This window comes from Micromonospora acroterricola (assembly GCF_003172955.1).
Taxonomy (GTDB): domain Bacteria; phylum Actinomycetota; class Actinomycetes; order Mycobacteriales; family Micromonosporaceae; genus Micromonospora; species Micromonospora acroterricola.
In genome coordinates, this window is the sequence record NZ_QGKR01000340.1 from 1 (window position 1) to 20,908 (window position 20,908).

Sequence of the window (20,908 nt, forward strand, 5' to 3'; positions counted from 1 at the left end):
GACGCGCCGCGCGACGCCGGCGGCTGGTGGTCCCGGGAGGGGCCGGCCGCGCCGGCGGTCCCGGGGCCGGTCGTTCCGCCGGCCACGCCGGTGACCGCCGGCACGAACGAGCGGGGGCTGCCGGTGCGGGTGCCGATGGCGCAGCTCTCCGCGGTGACCCGCCCGGCCCGGCCGGAGTCGGCCCCGGCGCGTGACGATCTGGACCCGGAAGCGGTCGGTGGCATGCTTTCCCGCCTCTACAACGGGGTACGGCGTGCCGAGGCCGAGGACACCACCGAGATACCCGCGCCACCGTCCGGGGGGCACGATGAAGGGGGACGACGACAGTGACGACGTTGAGCCAGGAGGCACGGGACCTGAGCTGGCTGGTGAGCGCGTTCGCGGAGCGGGTGCCGGGCGTGGCGCACGCGGTGGTGGTCTCCTCCGACGGGCTGCTGATCGCGATCTCCGACAACCTGCCCCGGGACCACGCGGACAAGCTCGCCGCGGTGACCTCGGGGCTGATGAGCATCACCGCGGGCGCGGCCCAGATGTTCGACGGCGACGTCGTCAAGCAGACGGTGGTCGAGATGGGCCGGGGCTACTTCCTGGTGATGCAGGTGCGGGACGGCTCGATCCTGGCCACGTTGGCCGCCGGGGACGCGGACATCGGCGTGGTGGGCTACGAGATGGCCCGGCTGGCCAAGCAGGCGGGGGAGATGCTCACCCCGGCGCTGCGGGCGGAGTTGCAGCAGGCGCTGCCCCGCTGACGGGCCGGCCGTGCCCGGACGGTCACCGGCTCGCCGGAGCCGAGCCGTCCGGGCCCGGCCGTCCGGGCGGCCCGTTCAGAAGCCGCCGTCGGCGATGACGGAGCGGTACCAGTGGGCGCTGCTCTTGAGCACCCGCCGCTGGGTCGGGTAGTCCACGTAGACCAGTCCCCACCGCTGGTCGTACCCTTCGGCCCATTCGAAGTTGTCCAGCAGCGACCAGACGTGGAAGCTCTCCAGCGGCACCCCGTCGGCGATGGCCCGGTGCGCCGCGGCGAGGTGCTCGCGCAGGAAGCTGATCCGGCCGGCGTCGTCGACGTTGCCGTCCGCGCCGAGGGCGTCCGGTGTGGGCAGCCCGTTCTCGGTGACGGTGAGCGGGATCGGGCCGTATTCACGGGTGACCCGGGTCAGGATGTCGTACATCCCGTCGGGGTAGATCTGCTGCCACTCGGCCTCGGAGGTCGGCCAGCGGTGCTCGGTGCCGCCGTCGCCGGTGACGTAGATGGGCGTGTAGTACTGCACGGCGAGCAGGTCGACCGGCGAGGAGATCATCGCGAGGTCGCCGTCGCGGATGCCGCGGGCCATCCGGCTCTGCGGGCCGAGGTCGGCCAGCACGTCCTCGGGGTAGCTGCCCCGGAGCACGGAGTCGAGGTAGAGGCGGTTCTCGTAGCCGTCGTGGAGCCGGGCGGCCGCGGCGGCCTCCGGCGACTCGTCGGCGGCGTAGCAGGGGTGCAGGTTGAGCGCGGGGCCGATCCGGCCGGTGCCGCCGGCGGCGCGCAGCGCGCGGACCGCCAGCCCGTGCGCGAGTTGCAGGTGGTGGGCGACGAGGTACGCGGCGTCCGGGTCCTGCCGGCCGGGGGCGTGGTGCCCGCTCAGGTAGCCGTTCTGCACCACGGTCTTGGGCTCGTTGACGGTCAGCCAGACCGGCACCCGGTCGCCGAGGGCCCGGAAGACCGCGTCGGCGTAGTCGGCGAAGCGGTACGCGGTGTCGCGCGACTCCCAGCCGTCGGCGTCCTGCAACGCCTGCGGCAGGTCCCAGTGGAACAGGGTGGCCATCGGGGCGATGCCGCGTTCGTGCAGGCCGTCCAGCAGGCGGCGGTAGAAGTCGAGGCCGCGCTGGTTGGGTGCGCCGGTGCCGTCGGGCTGGATCCGCGGCCAGGAGATGGAGAAGCGGTAGCTGCGCAGCCCGAGGTCGCGCATCAGGTCGAGGTCCTCGGCGTACCGGTGGTAGTGGTCGGCGGCGACGTCGCCGGTGTCGCCGTTGCGGGTGCGTCCGGGGGTGCGGCTGAAGGTGTCCCAGACGGACTCGCCGCGGCCGTCCTCCTTGGCGGCGCCCTCGATCTGGTACGCGGAGGTGGCCGCGCCCCAACCGAAGGCGGGAGGGAAGCGCAGCGGGCCGGCGGGCCCGGTAGGTATCGACATGGATTCTCCTCATGGATACGGGGCCACCGCCGAAATTCGGGAGCGCTCCCAGGATAGGGCAGAGGCTGCCGACCCGGTCAGCCGGCCGTCCTGTCGGCCGATCATGGCGGGTTGCGGCGGTTGGGGCCCCGGACAGCGAACGAGGCCGACCGGGCGGCGCGTCGCGCCTGTCCCGTCGGCCTCTTTTCCCATCGTGTACGGGGGTTTAGTGTGGGGACGGGGGAGGGCAACCCCCGTCCCCACCGTAACTGCACACACACGGGCGGAATGTCGGTCCTGCCGTGCGTGTCGCGCGGGAGCCGGGCCACGCGAGTGGCTCTGGTTCCACCTCCCTCCCTGTGCGGGACGATGGCTGACGGCGGCGTCCGGGCTGGCCCGTCGTCAGCCCCTCGGGCTGGTTCCCCGGGTCCGTCTCTCGACGGTCCCGGCGATCTTCTTGTTGGAACCTTTATCGATGGAAGCGCTCCCATCGACGATGCTGCGACTGTAACGCCCGTCACGGCTTTGTGAAAGACCCAAAACGAGATCGAAACATGGAGCTGAACCGGCCCGCCCCGCGCTTGTCGTGGGAGCGCTTCCATGGCAGACTGTCGATTCAACGCGACGGGAGTCAGATCGCGTGGGCGCGGGTCCGCCGAGGGCAACCGGTAGCACGAGCTCCGGTCACGGCCACCCGATCGCAGCCGGCGGGACCTCCCGCGCGGCCGCACCTGCCGTACCCCGGCCCGGGCCCGGGAGACCACCTTCCCGGCGCCTCGAATCTCCCGCGCACCACCACCCCCGCGGGCAGGCGCCCCGCCGGGGACCGTCCCGGCCTGGTCCGAGGAGACACCGCGCACATGAGACATCTGGCACGACGCCGCCGAGTGGCGATCATCGCCGCCGCCGCGCTCGCCGTCGGCGGGGTGACCCTGCCCGCCGGCGCCGCGCAGGCCGCACCGGCCTGCGACGTGGTCTACGCGACCAACGACTGGAACAACGGCTTCAGCGCCAACGTGACGATCAAGAATCTCGGCGACCCGGTCACCGCCTGGACGCTGACGTTCGCCTTCCCCGGCAACCAGCGGGTCACCCAGGGCTGGTCGGCGCGCTGGAGCCAGACCGGCAACCAGGTCACCGCCGCCAACGAGTCGTGGAACGGCAACCTCGGCACCGGCGCCACCACCAGCATCGGATTCAACGGCTCCTACACCGGCACCAACGCGAAGCCCACCTCGTTCGCCGTCAACGGGGTGACCTGCGGCGGCGTCGCACAGCAGCCGCCGACCGTGGGGCTCACCGTGCCGGCCGGCCCGTTCGAGGCGCCGGCCGACGTGCCGCTGACCGCCACCGCCAGCGACCCGGACGGGACCATCAGCAAGGTCGAGTTCTACCGCAACGGCCTGCTCGTCAACACCGACACCACCGCCCCGTACGGCTACACCCTCGAAGACCTGCCGGCGGGCGCCTACACGGTCCAGGCCAAGGCGTACGACAACGCGAACCTCAGCGCCACGGCCGAGAAGTCGTTCACCGTGGCCCCGGCCACCGGGCCGACGCTCATCGCCACCCCGACCGCGGTCACCGTCGCCGAGGGCGGCAGCTCCACCGTCAACCTGAAGCTCAGCGCCGCCCCGACGAGCACCGTGCCGGTCAGCCTGACCCGCGCCGGCGACGCCGACATCACCGTCTCACCCGCCACGGTCAGCCTCACCCCGAGCAACTGGAACACCGGGGCGACGGTCACCGTCGCGGCGGCCGAGGACGCCGACACCGCCGGTGGCACCGCCACCGTCACCGCCTCGGCGACCGGGTACGCCCCGCTCGCGATCACCGCGACCGAGGTCGACAACGACACCCCCGGCGGCGACAACACCTACGTCACGCGCTTCCTCGACCAGTACGGCAAGATCAAGAATTCCGGCTACTTCAGCCCGGAGGGCGTGCCGTACCACTCGGTGGAGACGCTGATCGTCGAGGCGCCCGACCACGGGCACGAGACCACCTCGGAGGCGTTCAGCTTCTGGCTCTGGCTGGAGGCCCAGTACGGCCGCGTGACCCAGAACTGGGCGCCGTTCAACAACGCCTGGACGGTCATGGAGAAGTACATCATTCCCACCCACGCCGACCAGCCCACCGCTGGCGCGGCGGGCACGGCCCAGTACGCCGCCGAGCACGACCTGCCCAGCCAGTACCCGTCCGCCCTGGAGCCGAACGTGCCGGTCGGCCAGGACCCGCTACGCGGTGAACTCCAGTCCACCTACGGCACCGGTGACATCTACGGCATGCACTGGCTGATCGACGTGGACAACACCTACGGCTTCGGCCGCTGCGGCGACAAGACCACCCGGCCGGCGTACATCAACACGTTCCAGCGGGGCACCCAGGAGTCGGTCTGGGAGACCGTCCCTCAGCCGTCCTGCGACACGTTCACCGCCGGCGGCCAGTACGGCTACCTCGACCTGTTCGTCAAGGAGTCGGCCGCCCCCGCCAAGCAGTGGAAGTACACCAACGCCCCGGACGCCGACGCCCGCGCCGTGCAGGCCGCGTACTGGGCGCTGACCTGGGCCAAGGCGCAGGGCAGGCAGGCCGACGTGGCGGCCACCGTCGCGAAGGCCGCCAAGATGGGCGACTACCTGCGGTACTCGATGTTCGACAAGTACTTCAAGAAGATCGGCAACTGCGTCGGGGCGAGCGCCTGCCCGGCCGGCAGCGGCAAGGACTCGGCGCACTACCTGATGTCCTGGTACTACGCCTGGGGCGGCGCGTACGAGACCAGCCAGAACTGGTCCTGGCGCATCGGCTCCAGCCACAACCACTTCGGCTACCAGAACCCGTTCGCGGCCTGGGCATTGACGAACGTAGCTGAACTAAGGCCGAAGTCGCCGACCGCGGTCGCTGACTGGACCAAGAGTTTCGAGCGGCAGCTGGAGTTCTACACCTGGCTGCAGTCCGCCGAGGGCGGCATCGCCGGCGGCGCGACCAACAGCTGGGGCGGCAACTACGGCCAGCCGCCGGCCGGCACCAGCACCTTCTACGGCATGTACTACGACGTCGACCCGGTCTACAACGACCCGCCGTCCAACCAGTGGTTCGGTATGCAGGCCTGGTCGATGCAGCGCATCGCCGAGCTGTACCTGCAGACCGGCAACGCCAAGGCCAAGGCGCTGCTCGACAAGTGGGTGCCCTGGGCGATCGCCAACACCACCGTCGGCGCCAACTGGTCGATCCCGTCGGACATGAAGTGGACCGGCCAACCGACCACCTGGAACCCGACCAGCCCGCAGCCCAACACCAACCTGCACGTCGAGGTCACCGTCAAGGGCCAGGACGTCGGCGTCGCCGCCGCCTACGCCCGGACCCTGATCGCGTACGCGGCCAAGTCGGGTGACGTGGCGGCGAAGAACACCGCCAAGGGGCTGCTCGACGCGCTGTACGCCGCCAGCGACGCCAAGGGTGTGTCCACGACGGAGAAGCGTGGCGACTACCGGCGCTTCGACGACACCTACGACGCGGCCACCGGGCAGGGCGTCTACGTCCCGCCGGGCTGGACCGGGAAGATGCCCAACGGTGACACCATCGCCGCCGGCAAGAGCTTCCTCGACATCCGGTCCTTCTACAAGAACGACCCGGACTGGCCCAAGGTGCAGGCGTACCTGAACGGCGGTGCGGAGCCCAGCTTCAACTACCACCGGTTCTGGGCGCAGGCCGACGTCGCCATGGCGTACGCCGACTACGGCAACCTGTTCCCGAACGGCTGACAGCTCCCCGGGGTGGGTGGCGTGCCCGCCCACCCCGGGGTCCGGCCGGGTCCGAAGGTACGACGGGACCCGGCCGGCGGACGGCCTGACACCCACGGTCAGGCCGGGGTGGGCCGGCGATCCGGCCAACGCAGCGGGTCGGCCGGCCCACCCCACCGCCCGGACTGGAGTCAGCCGCGAAAAAGCCCAGAAATTCGGGCCGTCACGGGATCACACCAACGAGCGCGACGGAGTAACGTACGTCACCGGAGAGGCCGCTCCCCCCGTGGCGGCCTCTCCACTTTTATGCCCCCGGTTTCGCGGCCGGGTCACCCGCCGGCCGGTCCTCGCTGACCGGATGACGCACCCCCGGATGTCCGGGCGGCAGCGACCGGCGCAGCACCACCCAGCTCACCGCCAGCGCCGCCGCGACCAGCGGCCACGTCAGCGCGACCCGGGCCACCACCAGCGCGAGCACCTGCCCGCCCAGGTACAGCGGCACGAACACCGCCACCCGCAGCACGTACGTCACCGTCCACACCCAACTCGCCCGGCCGTACGCGCGCAGCAGCGCCGGGTCGCGCCGCCACCGTGACCGCTGGCCCAGCACCGCGCCGACCAGCACCCCGAGCAGCGGCCAGCGCACCACGATGCTCACCGCCCAGGCCAGCGCGCTGGCGGCGTTGGAGAGCAGCTGAATCAGGAAGAAGTTCTCGGCCCGGCCGGTGCGCACCGCGATCAACGCGGCGACGCAGACGGCGAGCAGCCCGATGAGAACCGAACGCGGCCGGTCGCCGCGACGCAGCCGTACGCCCGCCACCGCCGCGCCGACGGCCAGCGCCGCGCCGACCCCGGCCCACAGCGACTCGCCGCCGACCAGCCAGCCCGCCGCGAACGCCAGCGGCGGCAGGGTGGCGTCGATGGCGCCGCCCCGCCCGCCCAGCAGGTCCGCCAGCGACTCGCCGCGGGCCGGCCCGTCACCGCCGGCCGGCTGGTCCGTATGGGGCGTGACCTGGCCGGCGTCGCCCTCCGGTGTGCCGCTCACCGTCACCTCCTCGCCTCCGCCCCAACCTAACCGTCGCCGCCCGGTGGGCCACCGCCCGGCTAGCCGACACCGGCCGCTACGGTGTGCGGATGCGCGCGACGGCAAGGGGTTGGACCGCGGTCTGGTTGGTCGTCATGGCCCTCGTCCAGGCGGCCGCCTTCCTCGCCGTCTGGCGGGTCGCCGTGCACACCGAGATCGGCCAGTGGGTCGACACCGCCGCGCTCACCGGCAACCGGATCGGCCAGGACCGCATCGACGGCCCGGTGGACAAGCTCCTCAACGCGATGTCGGTGGTCTCGCTGCTCGCCGCCACCGCGATGATCGGGTTCATCGCCCTCATCCGGGGGCGGATCGCCCTGGCCATCACCGCGACCCTGCTGATCGCCGGGGCGAACGTCTCCACCCAGTTGCTCAAGTACGGGCTGAACCGCCCGGACTACGGCCTCGACCCGGAGCGCGCGGCGGTGGGCAACAGCCTGCCCAGCGGGCACACCACCGTGGCCGCGTCGGTGGCGATCGCGCTGGTGCTCGTGCTGCCGGCCAAGGTACGGGCGGTCGGCGCCTTCCTCGCCGCCGCGTACGCCGCCGCCGCCGGGGTGGCCACGCTCTCCGCCGGCTGGCACCGGCCCAGCGACGCGGTCGCCGCGTACCTGGTGGTGGGCGTCTGGGCGGCGCTGGCCGGGCTGGTCCTGTTGGTCACCCAGCGGGAGCAGGCCCAGGTCGCCCCCGGCGACGCGCACCGGCTCGCCGCGCTGCTGCTCGGGGCGGCCGGTGTGCTCGCCCTGGTCGTCTCCATGCTGGCCCTGTCCTGGCTGGTCGACCTGCGCGGCACCGGGCCCGACGAGCTGAGCCGCCGACCGCTCTTCGTCGCGTACGCGGGCAGCGCCGCCGGCATCGCCGGCACGATGGCGGTCGTGATGGCGCTGGTGCTCATCGTCGTGCACCGGCTGGTGCCCCGGGTCAAGGGCTGAGCCCGCGCGTGGAAACGGTCCGTGCGGCGTTCCGCGCCGAGTGCGCCCGACTGGCCGAGATCCTCGCCGGGCTGGACGAGGCGGACCTCGACCGGCCGACCGGCTGCCCGCCGTGGACCGTGCGGGAGCTGATCGCCCACGTGCGCACCGGCGTCGGCCGGGTGACCGACATGCTCGCCGCGCCGGCCCCGCCCACCGCCGAGGTGGACGCCGCCGCCTACTTCGGCGCGGCGAAGTTCACCCCCGAGGTGGACGCCGCCCGGATCGCCGGCGGTCGGCGGGACGCGCGGCAGGTCGACCTGGACGCGCTGCCGGCCGACCTCGAGCGGGTCTGGCGGGCCGCCGACGCGGCGGTCGCCGCGGCCCCGCCCGAGCGGGTGGTCCGGACCCGGCACGGGGACGCGATGCGCCTCGTCGAGTTCCTGCGGACCCGGGTGGTCGAGGTGGGCGTGCACGGCCTGGACCTGGCCGCCGCGCTGGACCGGCGGCCGTGGCTCACCGCGCCGGCGGCGGAGGTGATCGCCGACCTGCTCACCGGTGGGCGGGCGGTGCCGGCCGGGTTGCGCTGGGACCGGCTGACCCTGATCCGCAAGACCACCGGGCGGGCGGCGCTGACCGGCGTCGAACGGGCGGAGATCGACGCCGCCGGCTTCCGCTGGCTCGCGTTCGGCGGCTGACCCGCGTCAGCTCGCGGAACGGGGCGCCGGCACGTGCGGGGCCACGCCGCGCAGGTGCCTCAGCACCACGGGGTCGATCCGCCCCGGCACCAGCCGCTCCTCCAGGTTCTCCAGCCCGGCCCAGGAGACCAGTGCCGCCTCCGGCCCGTCGCCGCTCACCGGATGGCCCAGCGCGGTGAGCAGCGCCGCCACCTCGTCGGCGACCGCGCCGCTCAGGTCGAGCAGCGTGGCCGGGTCGGGCCGGCTGAACAGCAGGGTGTGCACGGCGAGCAGCCGCCCCAGCTCGGCCACCGGATCAGGGTGGTCGTCGATCCGCAGGTCGATCAGGACGTCGCTCCTGCCGCCGTACCCTCCGCCGCGCTCGACCACCAGCAGGCCGGCGCTCTGCCGGCCCCGCCGGTCGCCGCCGGCCTCGTCGCCGGCACGCAGCGCGGCGACCAGCCGCTCGGCGAACGGCAGCGCCGAGCCGGCCAGCCAGGCGTCGCCCAGCGCGTCGACGACCTCCGGGCCGGTCAGCACGTTGCCCTGCGCGGCCCAGCCGTCGCCGGAGCGCCCACCGGCCCACGGGTGGCAGGCCGGCCCCGTCCAGGTGGCGCCCGGACCGCTGACACCCACCACGCCGAGCTGGCGGTGCTCCCGCTCGGCGTCGGCGGCGACCAGGCCGGCCACCACGTCGGCGGCCGGCACGCCGGTGCGCAGCAGGGTCAGCCCCTGCGGGCGATAGGCGAGGTTGACGTGCGCCTGGGTGGCCAGCGCGCCGACCTGGGCCTCCGCGGCCGGCACGAGCGCCCCGGCGGCGAGGAACTTGCTGGCCACGACGACGCCGTGCAACCGGCCGTCGGCAGAGCGGGCCACGAGGGAGAAGGTCACCCGCCGAGATTAACCTGTCGCGCCGAGATGACATCGCCCTGCGTGGATGGCTCAGAACGGCGTCGCCGCCGGCTCCGGCGGAGCGCCACGGGCCCGGCGGACGTCGGCGACCGCCACCGCGGCCAGCACCAGCACCCCGGCGGCGGTCGCCGCCACACCGGGCAGGAACAGCAGCGGCACCGCCACCGCCGCCAACACCAGGATGGCGATCCACCGGGACGGGGAGACCCGCCCGAACACCTCGTACTCGAAACGGGCCCGGCCGGCCAGGAACAGCGCCGGCCCGCCGAGCACCATGGCCAGCCACGGCCCGGGCACCCGGTCCAGCGGATGCTCGATGATCAGCTCGTAGCCCACCGCGGTGGCGGTCAGGCCGATCACCATCACCAGGTGGGTGTCCGCCGCCGACCGGCCGATGTTGGCCGGGTGCCGGGCCCGCGCGACGGCCTCGCCCAGGATCTGCCCGGCGCGCTGGAAGTAGATCCGCCACAGCACGATCGTGGTGGCCAGCGCCAACGCGAACGCCAACGCGTGCCCCGACTCGTACGGCACCTCGCTGTACGCGAAACCGGCCACCAGGATCGTCTCGCCCAGCGCGATGAGGAAGAACTGCTGGTAGCGCTCGGCCAGGTGCTCGCCGGCGATGTCCCACTTCGACATCGTCGACCGGCCCAGCCCCGGCACCGGCCAGCCACACCGGCCGGCCACGTACTCGATGGCCAGCGCGACCGTCCAGGACACCACCTGCGCGTTGGTCGGCAGCATCGACCCGCCGATCCAGAACACGCCGCTGGTGGCGTACACCACCGCCATGCGCACCTTCAGCCGGCGGTACGGATGCGGTCCCAGCGCGATCGACAGGATCAGCGGCCGGGACACCTGCGCGACCACGTACGCCAGCGCGAACATCAGCCCGGTCTGACTGAACGCCCGCGGGGTCGCCACCCCCATCACCAGACTGCAGACCAGCGCGATCATCACCACGGCCTGCAGCGGCACCTCGTACGGGTCGTAGCGGCTGGTCGTCCACGCGGTGCCCTGCCAGAGCGCCCAGAGCGCGAGCAGCAACAGCAGTGTCTTGCCGCTTCCGGTGACCGCCGACCAGGCGTGCTCCCGACCCGGCTCGTCGGTGAGGTCCTCGAACGCGCGCGCGGATATCCGGGTGAGCGCGAAGACGTAGACCAGGTCGAAGAAGAGCTCCAGAAAGGTGGACCGGCCTGGTTCGCCCGCCGCAGACACCGGCTCCAGGCGTCCCGCTGCCCTGGAACCCACGGTCAGCGGCCTGCGCCGTCGGTCCGGTCCACGTGGCAGTCGTAGCACCGTCGGCGGACCGGGCGGCCCGATACCGGTAAATCCGCCCGGTCCGGGGATCTTGCTCGTGGACCCGGTCAACGGGCACGATCGATCGGTGACGAATCGATGGGGCATGACGGTGCCGTTGGGCGGGATACCGCTGGCCGACCACGCCGCGGTCTACGCGACGCTCGACCAGGCCGGGTTCACCGACGTCTGGTCGTCCGAGGTGGCCGGGACCGACGCGTTCACCCCGCTGGCGCTCGCCGCGGCCTGGCAGCCCCGGCTGCGGCTGGGCACCGCGATCACCCCGGTGTTCACCCGGGGGCCCGGGCTCCTGGCGATGAGCGCGGCCGCGCTCGCCGAGGCCGCGCCGGGCCGGTTCTCGCTCGGCATCGGCGCGTCCTCGCCGGTGCTGGTCCGCGACTGGAACGCGGTGCGGTTCGATGAGCCGTTCCGGCGCACCCGCGACGTGCTGCGCTTCCTGCGCGCCGCGCTGCGGGGCGAGACCGTGGACGAGGTCTACGACACCTTCACCGTGCGCCGGTTCACCCTGGAACGGCCGCCGGCGGTACCCCCGCCGATCCTGCTCGCCGCGCTGCGCCCCGGCATGCTCCGGCTGGCCGGCACGGAGGCCGACGGGGTGATCCTCAACTGGCTCGGCGCCGACGACGTGCCGCGTGCCCTCGCCGAGCTGGGCGAGCGCCGCGCCGGCTTCGAGGTCGCCGCGCGGATCTTCGTCTGCCCCACCGAGGACGCCGGATACGCCCGCAAGCTCGGCCGCCGGCTGATCACCAGCTACCTCACCGTCCCGGCGTACGCCGAGTTCCACCGCTGGCTGGGCCGCGACGAGGTGCTGGCGCCGATGTGGGAGGCGTGGGCCGCCGGTGACCGGCGCGGCGCCAGCGCGGCGGTGCCCGACGAGGTCGTCGACGCGCTGGTGCTGCACGGCTCGCCGGAGCAGTGCCGCGCCCAGGTGCGCCGCTACGCCGACGCCGGCGTGGACGTGCCCGTCTTCGCGCTGCTGCCCACTCCCGAGGTGACCGCTGGCGGCGCGGCCGCGCTGACCACCCTCATCGCCCAGTTGGGCACCGAGCCCGTAGGAGCGTCGACGTGAACCTGACCGACCGGATCGTGGTGGTCACCGGCGGCGCCGGCGGCATCGGGGCGGCGCTGTCCCGCCGCTTCGCCGCGGAGGGCGCCGCCGCCGTGGTGGTCGCCGACCTGGACGTCGACGCGGCCCGCGCGGTGGCCGGCGGCATCGGCCCGGTCGCGCACGCCACCGCCCTCGACGTCACCGACGAGGACCAGGTCCGCGCGCTGGTCGACGACACCGAGCGGCGGTACGGCCGGATCGACCTGTTCTGCGCCAACGCGGGCGTGACCACCGGCGGGGGAGTGGAGGTCGACGACGCCGGCTGGGACCGGGCGTGGCGGGTCAACGTGCTCGCCCACGTCTACTCCGCCCGCGCGGTGCTGCCCGGGATGCTCGCCCGTGGCGGCGGCCACCTGCTGCACACCTGCTCGGCGGCCGGCGTGCTGACGGCGGTGGGCGACGCCGCGTACACCGCGACGAAGCACGCCTCCGTCGGGTTCGCCGAGTGGCTGGCCATCACCTACCGGGACCGTGGCATCCGGGTCAGCGCGCTCTGCCCCCAGGGGGTGGACACCCCGATGCTGGCGGACGGGATCCGCGAGGGTCACCTCGGCGCCCGGGTGATCGAGGCCTCCGGGGCGGTGCTCACCCCGGACCAGGTCGCCGAGGCGGCCATCGCCGGGCTGGCCGAGGAGCGCTTCCTGATCCTGCCGCACCCGGAGGTCGCCGACTACGCGCGCCGCCGCGCCGAGGACCCGGACGGCTGGCAGGCCGGCCTCCGGAAGCTTGTCCGCCGCCTCACCGCCTGACTGTCGCGACATCGGCAACGGCGCCCGAAGGTCAGTCGGCCGGTTCCGTCAACCGCTGCGGCCGGGTCCGGGTCCAACTGGCCCAGCCACGCTCGCGCATCAGGTCCAGCAGCCGCTGCGCCCGCGGGTCGGACTCGACGGCGAGTGCGTCCAGAAGGCCGAACGGTAGTTCGTGCTGCGCATCCTCGTCGGGGTTGGTCTCGCCGGGGGTGTACGCCTGCTCGGCCAGGCCGGCCAGGATGTCGGCGGCTTCCTCCAGACGCGGGTCGTCGTCGCCTGCGTCGCTGTCGAGGAGCTCCGACCCGAGCCGGTAGAGCCGAACGAGTCGCGGGTCGTCGAGGTGCGCGAATTTTGCGGGCATGATCTGGTGGATGCGTTCGGGCCAGCGGGCCACAACGAGGATCCACCCGTCCCGCTCAGCCTCCACCATCCGCTCCGACACCCCGATCTCTCGCAGCCGATCGAGATAGGAGGTCACCTCCGGTGGGAGCGCCAGACTCTCCCCGGCGGTGAGCTGCGTGATCTGCTTGCGGCTGGACTCCAGCCGCTCGATCTCGTCGCGCAGGTGGCTGTCGATCCTCTGGATCGCCTCGTCGAAGGTCGACCCGTCCGCTTCGAGCATCTGGCCGATCTCCGACAGCGGCACGCCGGCGTTGGCGAGGGTACGGATCTTGATGAGGGACACGGCCGCCTTTGCGCCGTACCGCCGGTACCCCGACGCGTCCCGCGCCGGCTCGGGCAGGAGCCCGATCTGGTGATAGTGCCGCACCGCCCGCGCCGTGACGCCCGCGAACGCCGCCAGTTGACCGATCGTCAGCATGCCCTGATCCTGCCCTCAACTCGCCCCGGACCGGTCGGCACCGCTCAGGAGATCTTGCGACGGTAGGAGATGGTGGCGAACACGTAGGCGACGATGAGGATGCCGAGGCACCAGGCGAGGGCGGTCCAGATGCCGGTGCCCACCTGCTGCTGGGTGAGCAGGTTGCGGATCGTGTTGACGATGGAGGTCACCGGCTGGTGTTCGGCGAAGGCGCGCACCGGGCCGGGCATGGTGTCGGTGGGCACGAAGGCCGAGCTGATGAACGGCAGGAAGATGAGCGGGTAGGAGAACGCGCTCGCGCCTTCGATGGACTTCGCGCTGAGGCCGGGGATCACGGCGACCCAGGTCAGCGCGAGGGTCAGCAGGACGAGGATGCCGGCGACCGCGAGCCAGGCCAGCACTCCCGCGCCCGAGCGGAAGCCCATGAGCAGGGCGACGAGGACCACGAGCACGAGCGAGATCACGTTGGCGACCAGCGAGGTCAGGACGTGCGCCCACAGCACGCCCGACCGGGCGATCGGCATGGACTGGAATCGCTCGAAGATCCCGCCCTGGATGTCGGTGAAGAGCCGGAACGCGGTGTAGGAGATGCCCGACGCGATCGTGATGAGCAGGATGCCGGGAAGCATGAAGTTCACGTACGAGACCGTCCCGGTGTCGATCGCGCCGCCGAACACGTAGACGAACAGCAACATGATGGCGATCGGGGTGATCGCGGTCGTGATGATGGTGTCCATGCTGCGGGTGACGTGGCGCATGGTCCGTCCGGTGAGGACCGCGGTGTCGCCGAGGAAATGCGTGGTCATTTTGGTCCTTACTTCCTGTTCGACGTGGTCGTACGGTCCTGGCTGCCCTTGTCGACGTCGCCGTCCCTGTCGCCTTCGCCGGTGTTGCCGACGACCGCGAAGAAGACGTCCTCGAGGGAGGGCTGCTTCTCGACGTACTCGACCTTGGCGGGCGGCAGCAGCTGCTTGAGCTCGGCCAGGGTGCCGTCGACGATGATCCGACCCTGGTGCAGGATCGCGATCCGGTCGGCGAGCTGTTCGGCCTCCTCCAGGTACTGTGTGGTGAGCAGCACGGTCGTACCGCCCTGTGCGAGCTCCTTCACGGCCTGCCACACCTCGATGCGCGCCTCCGGGTCCAGCCCGGTCGTCGGCTCGTCGAGGAAGATGACCGGCGGATTCCCGATGAGACTCATCGCGATGTCCAGGCGGCGGCGCATGCCACCGGAGTACGTCGCTGCCCTCCGGGCGCCCGCCTCGGTGAGGGAGAAGCGCCTCAGCAGGCCATCCGCGATCGCGCCCGGGTCCTTGAGGTGCCTCAGCCTGGCTACCAGGACGAGGTTCTCCCGCCCGGTGAGGATCTCGTCGACCGCCGCGAACTGCCCGGTGAGACTGATGGACTCGCGTACGTCGGCGGCCTGCGTCGCGACGTCGAAGCCGTTGACCCGGGCGGTCCCCGCGTCGGCCTTGAGCAGTGTGGACAGGATCCTCACCACCGTGGTCTTGCCCGCGCCGTTGGAGCCGAGCAGGGCGAAGATGCTGCCCCGCGCCACGTCGAGGTCCACGCCGCGCAGCACGCGCAGCTCCTTGTACGACTTCTCCAGTCCCTGCACGTGGATCGCGGGTCCCTGGCTCTGATTGCCTTTTGGCGGGATGTTCATGGCAGCCAGCATGGGGGGTTGACGCAGCGTCAAGGTCAAGCCCGTGGGGCCGATTCGATGGAGGGGTTTCGGTGAGTCAGGCGACCCGGACGCCTTCGGCCGACGCGACGGACTCCGGGTCGGCCAGGTGTGTCCGTGTGGGCAGCAGGAGCGGGGTGGCGAGCAGGAGGATGCCGGAGATGGTGATCGCGGCGAGCGGGCTGGTGAGCGTGGCGAGGATTCCCCAGATCCCCATGAGCACGGCCTGGGCGAGTTTGCTGCTGACACTCCATGCGGTGAGGACTCGTGCGGCGTGGTCGGCGGGGGTGCGGTGCAGGCGTTCCGTGGCGTTGATGGGGTTGAAGACGCCCATGCAGGTGACGAGCAGGCCCTCGACGATGATCACCGTGAGCAGCCCGGGGATGCCGGGTTGGGTGAACGCGAGGCCGAGCGGGAAGATCGAACGCAGCCAGCCGGACACGATCATGACGCGGTGGAGTCCGTGGCGGGCGACGAGGCGCGCGGAGAGGCGGGCACCCGCGAAGCCGCCGAGTGCCGGGATGCCGAAGGCGAGGCCGTACTGCCAGGCGGGGAAGTGGTACTCGTCGAGCAGGAGGACGGCCAGGAGCGGACTGGTGGCCATGATCAGAGCGCTGACTGTCACGGAGTTGAGGAACAGGCGTCGGAGGACGCTGTCGTGGAGGATGAATCGCCAGCCGTGGAGAAGGTCGCTGGCGCGCGCCCTGGTTGCCGGGTCGCGGGGTGCCGCGACGTCGCCTCCACGGATGCGGAAGACCCCGAGCGCGGACAGCAGGTAGCTGAAGGCGTCAGCGGCGACGGTGGTGACCGGGCCGAGCAGCCCGATGAGCGCGCCGCCGATGGGCGGGCCGGCCGCGGTCGCCACCCAGCTCGTGCCCTCGAATCTCGCGTTCGCGACGAGGAGGTGGTCCTTCGCGACGAGGTGTTTCAGGTACGCGCCGGACGCGGCGGTGAAGGCGATGCCCGCCGTTGCGCAGATGACCGAGACGACCAGCAGGTGGCCGTAGGACAGCAGGCCGAGGAGGTACGCGATCGGAACGCTCGCCATGGCGAGGAACCGGACCAGGTCCATCGCGATCATCACCGGACGCTTGGCCCGGTGCTCGACTCACGGCCCGAACGGAACCGCGACGATCGCGGCCACGGCAAGCCCGGCCGCCCCCAGGAGCGAGACGGCGAAGGCCGGCGAGTGCAGCACCCGAACCGCGATGAGCGGGAACGCCCCGAAGGCGATCCACGTGCCGTACGTGCTGACGGCGTAGGCCGACCACAGCCAGCCGAAACCGGACCCCAGTCTCACGCGCACACGACTCCTCCGCGACAACCGATGTTTGGGTCCCTGGATCACAGCGGCTACGCGAGAGCAGGGTCAAACAACCGCCTTCCGGCGAGCCACAACGATCGGTTGGGCGGCCATAGGCTGGCCCGATGGACACCGAGGCAGTGCGATCGTTCGTCCGCGCGGCCGAACTCGGACAACTGCGACACGCGGCCGACGAGCTGGGCGTGACGCAGCAGGCCGTCTCCAAGCGGATCGCCGCCCTGGAGCGCGAGCTGGAGGTCCGTCTGTTCACCCGTACCGCCCGAGGGGTCGAGCTGACGCTCGACGGCCAGGCGTTTCTCCCGCACGCCCGCAGCATCGTCGCGGGTGTCGAGCGTGCCGTCACCGCGGTCCGGCCGGGCTCCCGGGCCCTGCGGATCGACGTTCTCGGCCTGCGAAGCGCGCAGGCCGTTGTCCTGCACGACTATTGGCGGTCGCATCCCGGCACGAACCTCGACGTGGTGACCCTCAGGGTCAACGACCCGCGCGTGGTGGTCGCCGCCGTCGAGGCGGGCGATGTCGACGCCTCGTTCCGCACCGTCACCGACCCGGCCACGCTTCCGCGCGGCGTGCACATGATCCACGCGTTCGACTCCCCGTTGGAACTCCTCGTCGGCCCGAGACATCCGCTCGCCTCGGCACGAACGCTGACGCCACTCCAGCTGCGCAAGCACCGGATCTGGGTGCCGGGTATCGCGCCGCGCAGCGAATGGGCGGAGTTCTACGATCAGCTCGCCACCGACTTCGACCTCCGCATCGACGCGGCGGGCCCGCACTTCGGCGACGAGGTGCTCCTGGACACCCTCGCGGACTCCGCGAACGTGGCCACCCTCGTCGGGGCGCGCGACCGGTACATCTGGCCGACGAACCACGACCTCCGCCGCATCCCGATCGTCAATCCCACGCTCGCCTACCCGCTCTCCCTCATGCTCCCCACGACGAACCCCCACCCGGGACTGCGGGCGATCATCAACCACCTCGGAAACCTGACACCCCTCCCTGAAACGACCTGGCGCCCATCCTGGGCACCGACGCCACGCCGCAACGACGGCGATATCGCACGCGCCGACGTTGACGATCGTTCCCAGCGGCGCGCGGGGCACGAGGTTGACCACACGCGCGCCCGGTGGAACCGGGCAGGGTGATGACCGGTGGGTCTGAGTTAGTGTTGGCGCCATGTCGAGCCCTGAGGCATCCAAGGTGGGGGCTTTCGGTCACGCCGTCAGCCCCCTGAACCGCTGAGTTCTTAGCCCGCTTCCCAGCAGCTCTGCTGCGTGGGACATTCGCGTGCACCCTTGGGGCGCTGGCCGCGGTGACGAGACGTCTCCTCGTTCTCTCTCACCTCGGAGCTCTTGATGCCTCTGCCGCTCTACCTGCTTGCCGTGGCGGTCTTCGCCATGGGCACCTCGGAGTTCATGCTCGCCGGCCTGGTGCCGGACATCGCCACAGGCCTCGACGTGTCCGTCGGGGCCGCCGGCCTTCTGACCTCCGCGTTCGCTGTCGGGATGGTCGTCGGTGCACCGCTGATGGCGGCGCTTGCGCGCCGATGGCCGGCCCGGGCCACCCTGCTGGGCTTCGTGCTCGTTTTCGCCGTGGCCCACGTCGTGGGCGCCCTCACGACGAGTTTCGCGGTTCTGCTTGTCACCCGGGTGATCGCCGCCCTGGCCAACGCGGGCTTTCTGGCTGTGGCACTGAGCACGGCGGCCACGCTGGTCGCAACTGATCAGAAAGGGCGCGCACTGGCGGTGCTGCTCTCGGGTACGACGGCGGCCACCATCGCGGGAGTTCCCGGCGGTGCGGTGCTCGGCACGCTGCTGAGCTGGCGGGCAACCTTCTGGGCGATCGCACTACTTTGCCTTCCCGCTGCCTACGGAGTCGTGAAGAGCATCCCGGCCGGTGCCGGAACGACCCTTCAGGGCACTCCGGCTCGCTCGTCTCTTCGGGGCGAGATCGCTCAGCTCGCAATGCCCAGGCTGGTCCTGGTCATGCTGCTCGGTGCCCTGGTCAACGCTGCCACCTTCGCCACGTTCACCTTTCTGGCACCGATCGTGACTGACACCGCCGGCCTGGGCGAGCTGTGGGTCTCGGTCGTCCTGGTGCTCTTTGGTGTCGGGTCCTTTGCCGGCGTCACCCTCGCGGGACGGCTCTCCGATCGGCGTCCTGGCATCGTGATCGCACTCGGTGGTCCGTTGCTACTGCTTGGCTGGGTGGCGTTGGCGACCCTGGCTGCCCAGCCGGTGGCGCTCCTGCTCCTCGTGTTCGTGCAGGGCATGCTCTCCTTCGCGTTGGGCAGCACCCTGATCGCCAGGGTGCTCTACGAGGCGACGGGCGCCCCCACCATGGGAGGGTCGTACGCGACTGCGGCGCTCAACCTCGGTGCTGCCAGCGGCCCCGCCGTTGCCGCAGCGACCCTCGGGGCCGATGCTGGGGACCTCGGTCCGGTGTGGGTCAGCGCTCTCCTGGTTGCGATCGCACTGCTCATCGCCCTGCCGCGCCTGCGAGCCATCGCACCCCGCGTCGGCCAGGCGATCCGATGACCCACGCGAACCCTCCGTCGAACGAACGTCCAGTTCTGGAACACCCAAGGGCCCGATCACGCCGCGCGTCGGGGCGGTCAGCGGCGGCGTAGCGGGTCGGGGTGGATGGACCAGAGCAGCCGTCGCCACCACGGGCGGGCGGCGCGCAGCCCACCCACGTAGGTGGTGGCTATCGCACCGGCGCGGTCGGCCTGGGCTGCGGTGGCGGTGCCGGGTGCGAAGGCGACCTGGTTGAGCAGGCCGGCCAGCTCGTCGACCCCGGGGACGTTCCGCCCGGCTCCGAACCCGGCCGCGCCGGCCGGCACCTGGTCCGCGCCGCCGGGCACGAGGGGCGCGGGGTCCGGGTCGAGCGGCCTGCCGCCGGACCGTCGGAGGCGAGCGTCGAGCAGGGCCTGCCGGGCCTGGCCGGCCACCTCGGTGGCCGCCAGGTCGTCGCCGATCGGTCTCCCCACCAGGCGCAGCGCGTCGGTGACCTCCCGCCAGGCGCCGGCGATGCGCTGCGCGGGATCGCCCCGGCTCAGCCGGGCGCGGGTGAGCGAGCGGCGCATCGCCAGCAGCGTGAGCAGCAGCGCCCCCACCAGGAGCAGCAGGCCACCGCTGCCGCCCGCGACCAGCACGGATGTGGACACGAACCGGTCGGTCGGCCCGTCGGGGGCGGCCACCGGCTCCGGCGATGCCGTCGGCTCGGCGGTGGGCGCCGGCGCCTCCGAGGGTGGCGGGTCCTCCGGCGTCGGGCGGAAGTCCTCCTCCACTGGCCTCGGCTCGTTGTCCGGGCGGGGCAGCGGGTCGAACGGCACCCAGCCCAACCCGTCGAAGAGCACCTCCGGCCAGGCGTACGCGTCGCCGGCCCGCACCGGCCCCTGCCCGGTCGACTCGAAGCCCACCACCACCCGGGTGGGTAGTCCGGAGAGCCGGCCGAGCACCGCGAACGCGGCGGCGAACTGCTCCGAGGTGCCCTGCTGCCCGCCGCCGTTGCGCGGGCCGAAGAGGAAGAAGCCCAGGTTCGGGTACGCGTGCCCGCTCGGCGCGTCCGCCGCCACCCGGTAGTGCTCGGCCAGGAACTGCTCGATGGCCGTGGCCCGCGCGTACGGGGCGCCGTTCTCCTCGGCGAGCTGCGCGGCCAGCCGGCGCATCGGGTCGGGCACCCCGTCGGCGACCCGCAGGACCCGGGCCACGTCCTCGCCGGCGGGCACGTTCGCGGTGGCGAGGAGGTTGTTGTCGGGGCGCTCGAGAGCCGACGTCACCGTGTACCGCAGCCCCGGGGTCAGCCCTTCGGGCCGGATCAGCGTCCCGGTCGCCGGGTCGTACGCCACCCGCGCGCCGCTGACCTCCCGGGGCGTCGCCACGGCGGGCAGCAGCCGGCCGCTGAGCTCGGCCACGGTGATCTGCTGCCGAACCGTCTCCACCGTGCTGTCCCGGGCCGGCGTGGCGGCCGGCAGGATCCGGCCGGCGTTGCGGTACGTCGCGCCGACCCGCCAGGTCACCCCGTCGTAGTCGCTCAGCACGGCCAACCGGATCCGCACGCTGTCACCGGCGGGGTCGCCCGGTCCGTCCCCGGTGCCACCGTCCGGCCCGGCGCTTTCCGCGCTCGGCGGGGCGCCGGCCGGTGCCGTGGCGGCGCCGGAACCGACCGTGCTGACGTCGAGCAGCTGCTGCTCCGGGTGCAGCGCCCAGCCGGAGATCCGGATCAACGGGTTCTCGTCCAGCGCCTGCACCTGCGGCGGCTCCACGTACCGGCGGGGGTCCACCGGCCGGCCGTCGACCTGGCCGGCGATCAGCGGGCCGAGCAGCGCCACCAGGCCGACGACCAGGGCCACCCCGAGCGTCGCGGTGGCGGCGAGCCGGACCCGCACGGCCGCGCGTACCCCGGGGGCGAGGCCGGCGGCCGGGTCGCCGCCGGC

At 72.5% G+C, this 20,908-nt stretch carries 18 protein-coding genes and 1 pseudogene; 9 read left to right on the forward strand and 10 right to left on the reverse strand.

What is annotated here, in order from left to right; all coding sequences use genetic code 11:
* Together DKT68_RS28655 and DKT68_RS28660 are read left to right on the forward strand one after the other, a co-directional pair.
* A pseudogene (locus tag DKT68_RS28655) lies at positions 1–330 on the forward strand (nitrate- and nitrite sensing domain-containing protein); the annotation flags it as partial.
* A complete protein-coding gene (locus DKT68_RS28660) occupies positions 327–749 on the forward strand; it encodes a roadblock/LC7 domain-containing protein (protein ID WP_109820498.1) in 423 nt (140 codons plus the stop codon). The pseudogene DKT68_RS28655 and the gene DKT68_RS28660, both read left to right, overlap by 4 nt.
* Positions 750–824: 75 nt before the next feature.
* On the opposite strand, the gene DKT68_RS28665 is transcribed toward DKT68_RS28660, so the two are convergent.
* Positions 825–2,168: a GH1 family beta-glucosidase gene (locus tag DKT68_RS28665; protein WP_109820499.1), complete on the reverse strand. Its 1,344-nt coding sequence runs from the start codon at positions 2,166–2,168 to the stop codon at positions 825–827.
* 839 nt (positions 2,169–3,007) lie between these two features.
* Here DKT68_RS28665 and DKT68_RS28670 point away from each other — a divergent pair.
* Positions 3,008–5,908 carry a glycoside hydrolase family 48 protein gene (locus DKT68_RS28670; protein WP_109820500.1) on the forward strand — a complete coding sequence of 967 codons (2,901 nt, stop codon included), beginning with the start codon at positions 3,008–3,010 and terminating at the stop codon, positions 5,906–5,908.
* A 283-nt stretch (positions 5,909–6,191) separates the two neighbouring features.
* Here DKT68_RS28670 and DKT68_RS28675 read toward each other — a convergent pair whose 3' ends face one another.
* Complete coding sequence (locus DKT68_RS28675; protein ID WP_236647116.1) at positions 6,192–6,842, reverse strand: DUF3159 domain-containing protein; 651 nt, start codon at positions 6,840–6,842, stop codon at positions 6,192–6,194.
* Between the two features lie 173 nt (positions 6,843–7,015).
* Between DKT68_RS28675 and DKT68_RS28680 the strand changes: the two genes are divergently transcribed.
* Both DKT68_RS28680 and DKT68_RS28685 read left to right on the forward strand, forming a co-directional pair.
* Entirely contained in the window at positions 7,016–7,903 is an 888-nt protein-coding gene (locus tag DKT68_RS28680) for a phosphatase PAP2 family protein (protein ID WP_201749227.1), read from the forward strand.
* Positions 7,904–7,911: 8 nt separating this feature from the next.
* Complete coding sequence (locus tag DKT68_RS28685) at positions 7,912–8,580, forward strand: maleylpyruvate isomerase N-terminal domain-containing protein (RefSeq protein ID WP_236647112.1); 669 nt, start codon at positions 7,912–7,914, stop codon at positions 8,578–8,580.
* Positions 8,581–8,586: 6 nt separating this feature from the next.
* Here the strand turns inward: DKT68_RS28685 and DKT68_RS28690 are convergent, their stop codons facing one another.
* Positions 8,587–9,450 (reverse strand): DUF1028 domain-containing protein, encoded by an 864-nt coding sequence (locus DKT68_RS28690; RefSeq protein WP_109820503.1) that lies wholly within the window; start codon positions 9,448–9,450, stop codon positions 8,587–8,589.
* Positions 9,451–9,501: 51 nt separating this feature from the next.
* Positions 9,502–10,689 (reverse strand): low temperature requirement protein A, encoded by a 1,188-nt coding sequence (locus DKT68_RS28695; protein ID WP_236647113.1) that lies wholly within the window; start codon positions 10,687–10,689, stop codon positions 9,502–9,504.
* 187 nt (positions 10,690–10,876) lie between these two features.
* On the opposite strand from DKT68_RS28695, the gene DKT68_RS28700 reads away from it, so the two are divergent.
* Both DKT68_RS28700 and DKT68_RS28705 read left to right on the forward strand, forming a co-directional pair.
* The gene (locus DKT68_RS28700) at positions 10,877–11,860 is read left to right on the forward strand and encodes an LLM class F420-dependent oxidoreductase (protein ID WP_109820505.1); all 984 of its coding nucleotides are present in this window, start codon (positions 10,877–10,879) and stop codon (positions 11,858–11,860) included.
* The gene (locus tag DKT68_RS28705) at positions 11,857–12,648 is read left to right on the forward strand and encodes an SDR family oxidoreductase (protein WP_109820506.1); all 792 of its coding nucleotides are present in this window, start codon (positions 11,857–11,859) and stop codon (positions 12,646–12,648) included. Before DKT68_RS28700 ends, DKT68_RS28705 begins: the two co-directional genes overlap by 4 nt.
* Before the next feature lie 31 nt (positions 12,649–12,679).
* On the opposite strand, the gene DKT68_RS28710 is transcribed toward DKT68_RS28705, so the two are convergent.
* The 5 genes from DKT68_RS28710 to DKT68_RS32260 all read right to left on the reverse strand — a co-directional run bounded on the left by DKT68_RS28710 (position 12,680) and on the right by DKT68_RS32260 (position 16,449).
* Complete coding sequence (locus DKT68_RS28710; RefSeq protein WP_109820507.1) at positions 12,680–13,468, reverse strand: helix-turn-helix domain-containing protein; 789 nt, start codon at positions 13,466–13,468, stop codon at positions 12,680–12,682.
* Positions 13,469–13,512: 44 nt separating this feature from the next.
* A complete protein-coding gene (locus DKT68_RS28715) occupies positions 13,513–14,274 on the reverse strand; it encodes an ABC transporter permease (protein WP_109820508.1) in 762 nt (253 codons plus the stop codon).
* Positions 14,275–14,282: 8 nt separating this feature from the next.
* Positions 14,283–15,131, reverse strand: coding sequence for an ABC transporter ATP-binding protein (locus tag DKT68_RS28720; protein ID WP_109820509.1), 849 nt, complete (start codon positions 15,129–15,131; stop codon positions 14,283–14,285).
* Between the two features lie 76 nt (positions 15,132–15,207).
* On the reverse strand, positions 15,208–16,230 hold the full coding sequence (locus DKT68_RS28725; RefSeq protein ID WP_236647114.1) for an MFS transporter: 1,023 nt from the start codon (positions 16,228–16,230) through the stop codon (positions 15,208–15,210).
* A gap of 27 nt (positions 16,231–16,257) precedes the next feature.
* On the reverse strand, positions 16,258–16,449 hold the full coding sequence (locus DKT68_RS32260; RefSeq protein WP_236647115.1) for a hypothetical protein: 192 nt from the start codon (positions 16,447–16,449) through the stop codon (positions 16,258–16,260).
* A gap of 128 nt (positions 16,450–16,577) precedes the next feature.
* On the opposite strand from DKT68_RS32260, the gene DKT68_RS28730 reads away from it, so the two are divergent.
* Complete coding sequence (locus DKT68_RS28730; protein ID WP_201749229.1) at positions 16,578–17,615, forward strand: LysR family transcriptional regulator; 1,038 nt, start codon at positions 16,578–16,580, stop codon at positions 17,613–17,615.
* 210 nt (positions 17,616–17,825) lie between these two features.
* Positions 17,826–19,007, forward strand: coding sequence for a Cmx/CmrA family chloramphenicol efflux MFS transporter (locus DKT68_RS28735; protein ID WP_109820510.1), 1,182 nt, complete (start codon positions 17,826–17,828; stop codon positions 19,005–19,007).
* 77 nt (positions 19,008–19,084) lie between these two features.
* On the opposite strand, the gene DKT68_RS28740 is transcribed toward DKT68_RS28735, so the two are convergent.
* Positions 19,085–20,908 (reverse strand): transglutaminase domain-containing protein (locus tag DKT68_RS28740; RefSeq protein ID WP_109820511.1); only part of this gene is annotated, 1,824 nt, incomplete at its 5' end.

Excerpts from the sequence above, each read along its gene's own strand:
- DKT68_RS28665 (WP_109820499.1), bottom strand. The coding sequence starts at position 2,168 with ATGTCGATACCTACCGGGCCCGCCGGCCCGCTGCGCTTCCCTCCCGCC.
- DKT68_RS28670 (WP_109820500.1), top strand. The coding sequence starts at position 3,008 with ATGAGACATCTGGCACGACGCCGCCGAGTGGCGATCATCGCCGCCGCC.
- DKT68_RS28700 (WP_109820505.1), top strand. The coding sequence starts at position 10,877 with ATGACGGTGCCGTTGGGCGGGATACCGCTGGCCGACCACGCCGCGGTC.
- DKT68_RS28710 (WP_109820507.1), bottom strand. The coding sequence starts at position 13,468 with ATGCTGACGATCGGTCAACTGGCGGCGTTCGCGGGCGTCACGGCGCGG.
- DKT68_RS28715 (WP_109820508.1), bottom strand. The coding sequence starts at position 14,274 with ATGACCACGCATTTCCTCGGCGACACCGCGGTCCTCACCGGACGGACC.
- DKT68_RS28720 (WP_109820509.1), bottom strand. The coding sequence starts at position 15,131 with ATGAACATCCCGCCAAAAGGCAATCAGAGCCAGGGACCCGCGATCCAC.
- DKT68_RS28725 (WP_236647114.1), bottom strand. The coding sequence starts at position 16,230 with ATGATCGCGATGGACCTGGTCCGGTTCCTCGCCATGGCGAGCGTTCCG.
- DKT68_RS28730 (WP_201749229.1), top strand. The coding sequence starts at position 16,578 with ATGGACACCGAGGCAGTGCGATCGTTCGTCCGCGCGGCCGAACTCGGA.
- DKT68_RS28735 (WP_109820510.1), top strand. The coding sequence starts at position 17,826 with ATGCCTCTGCCGCTCTACCTGCTTGCCGTGGCGGTCTTCGCCATGGGC.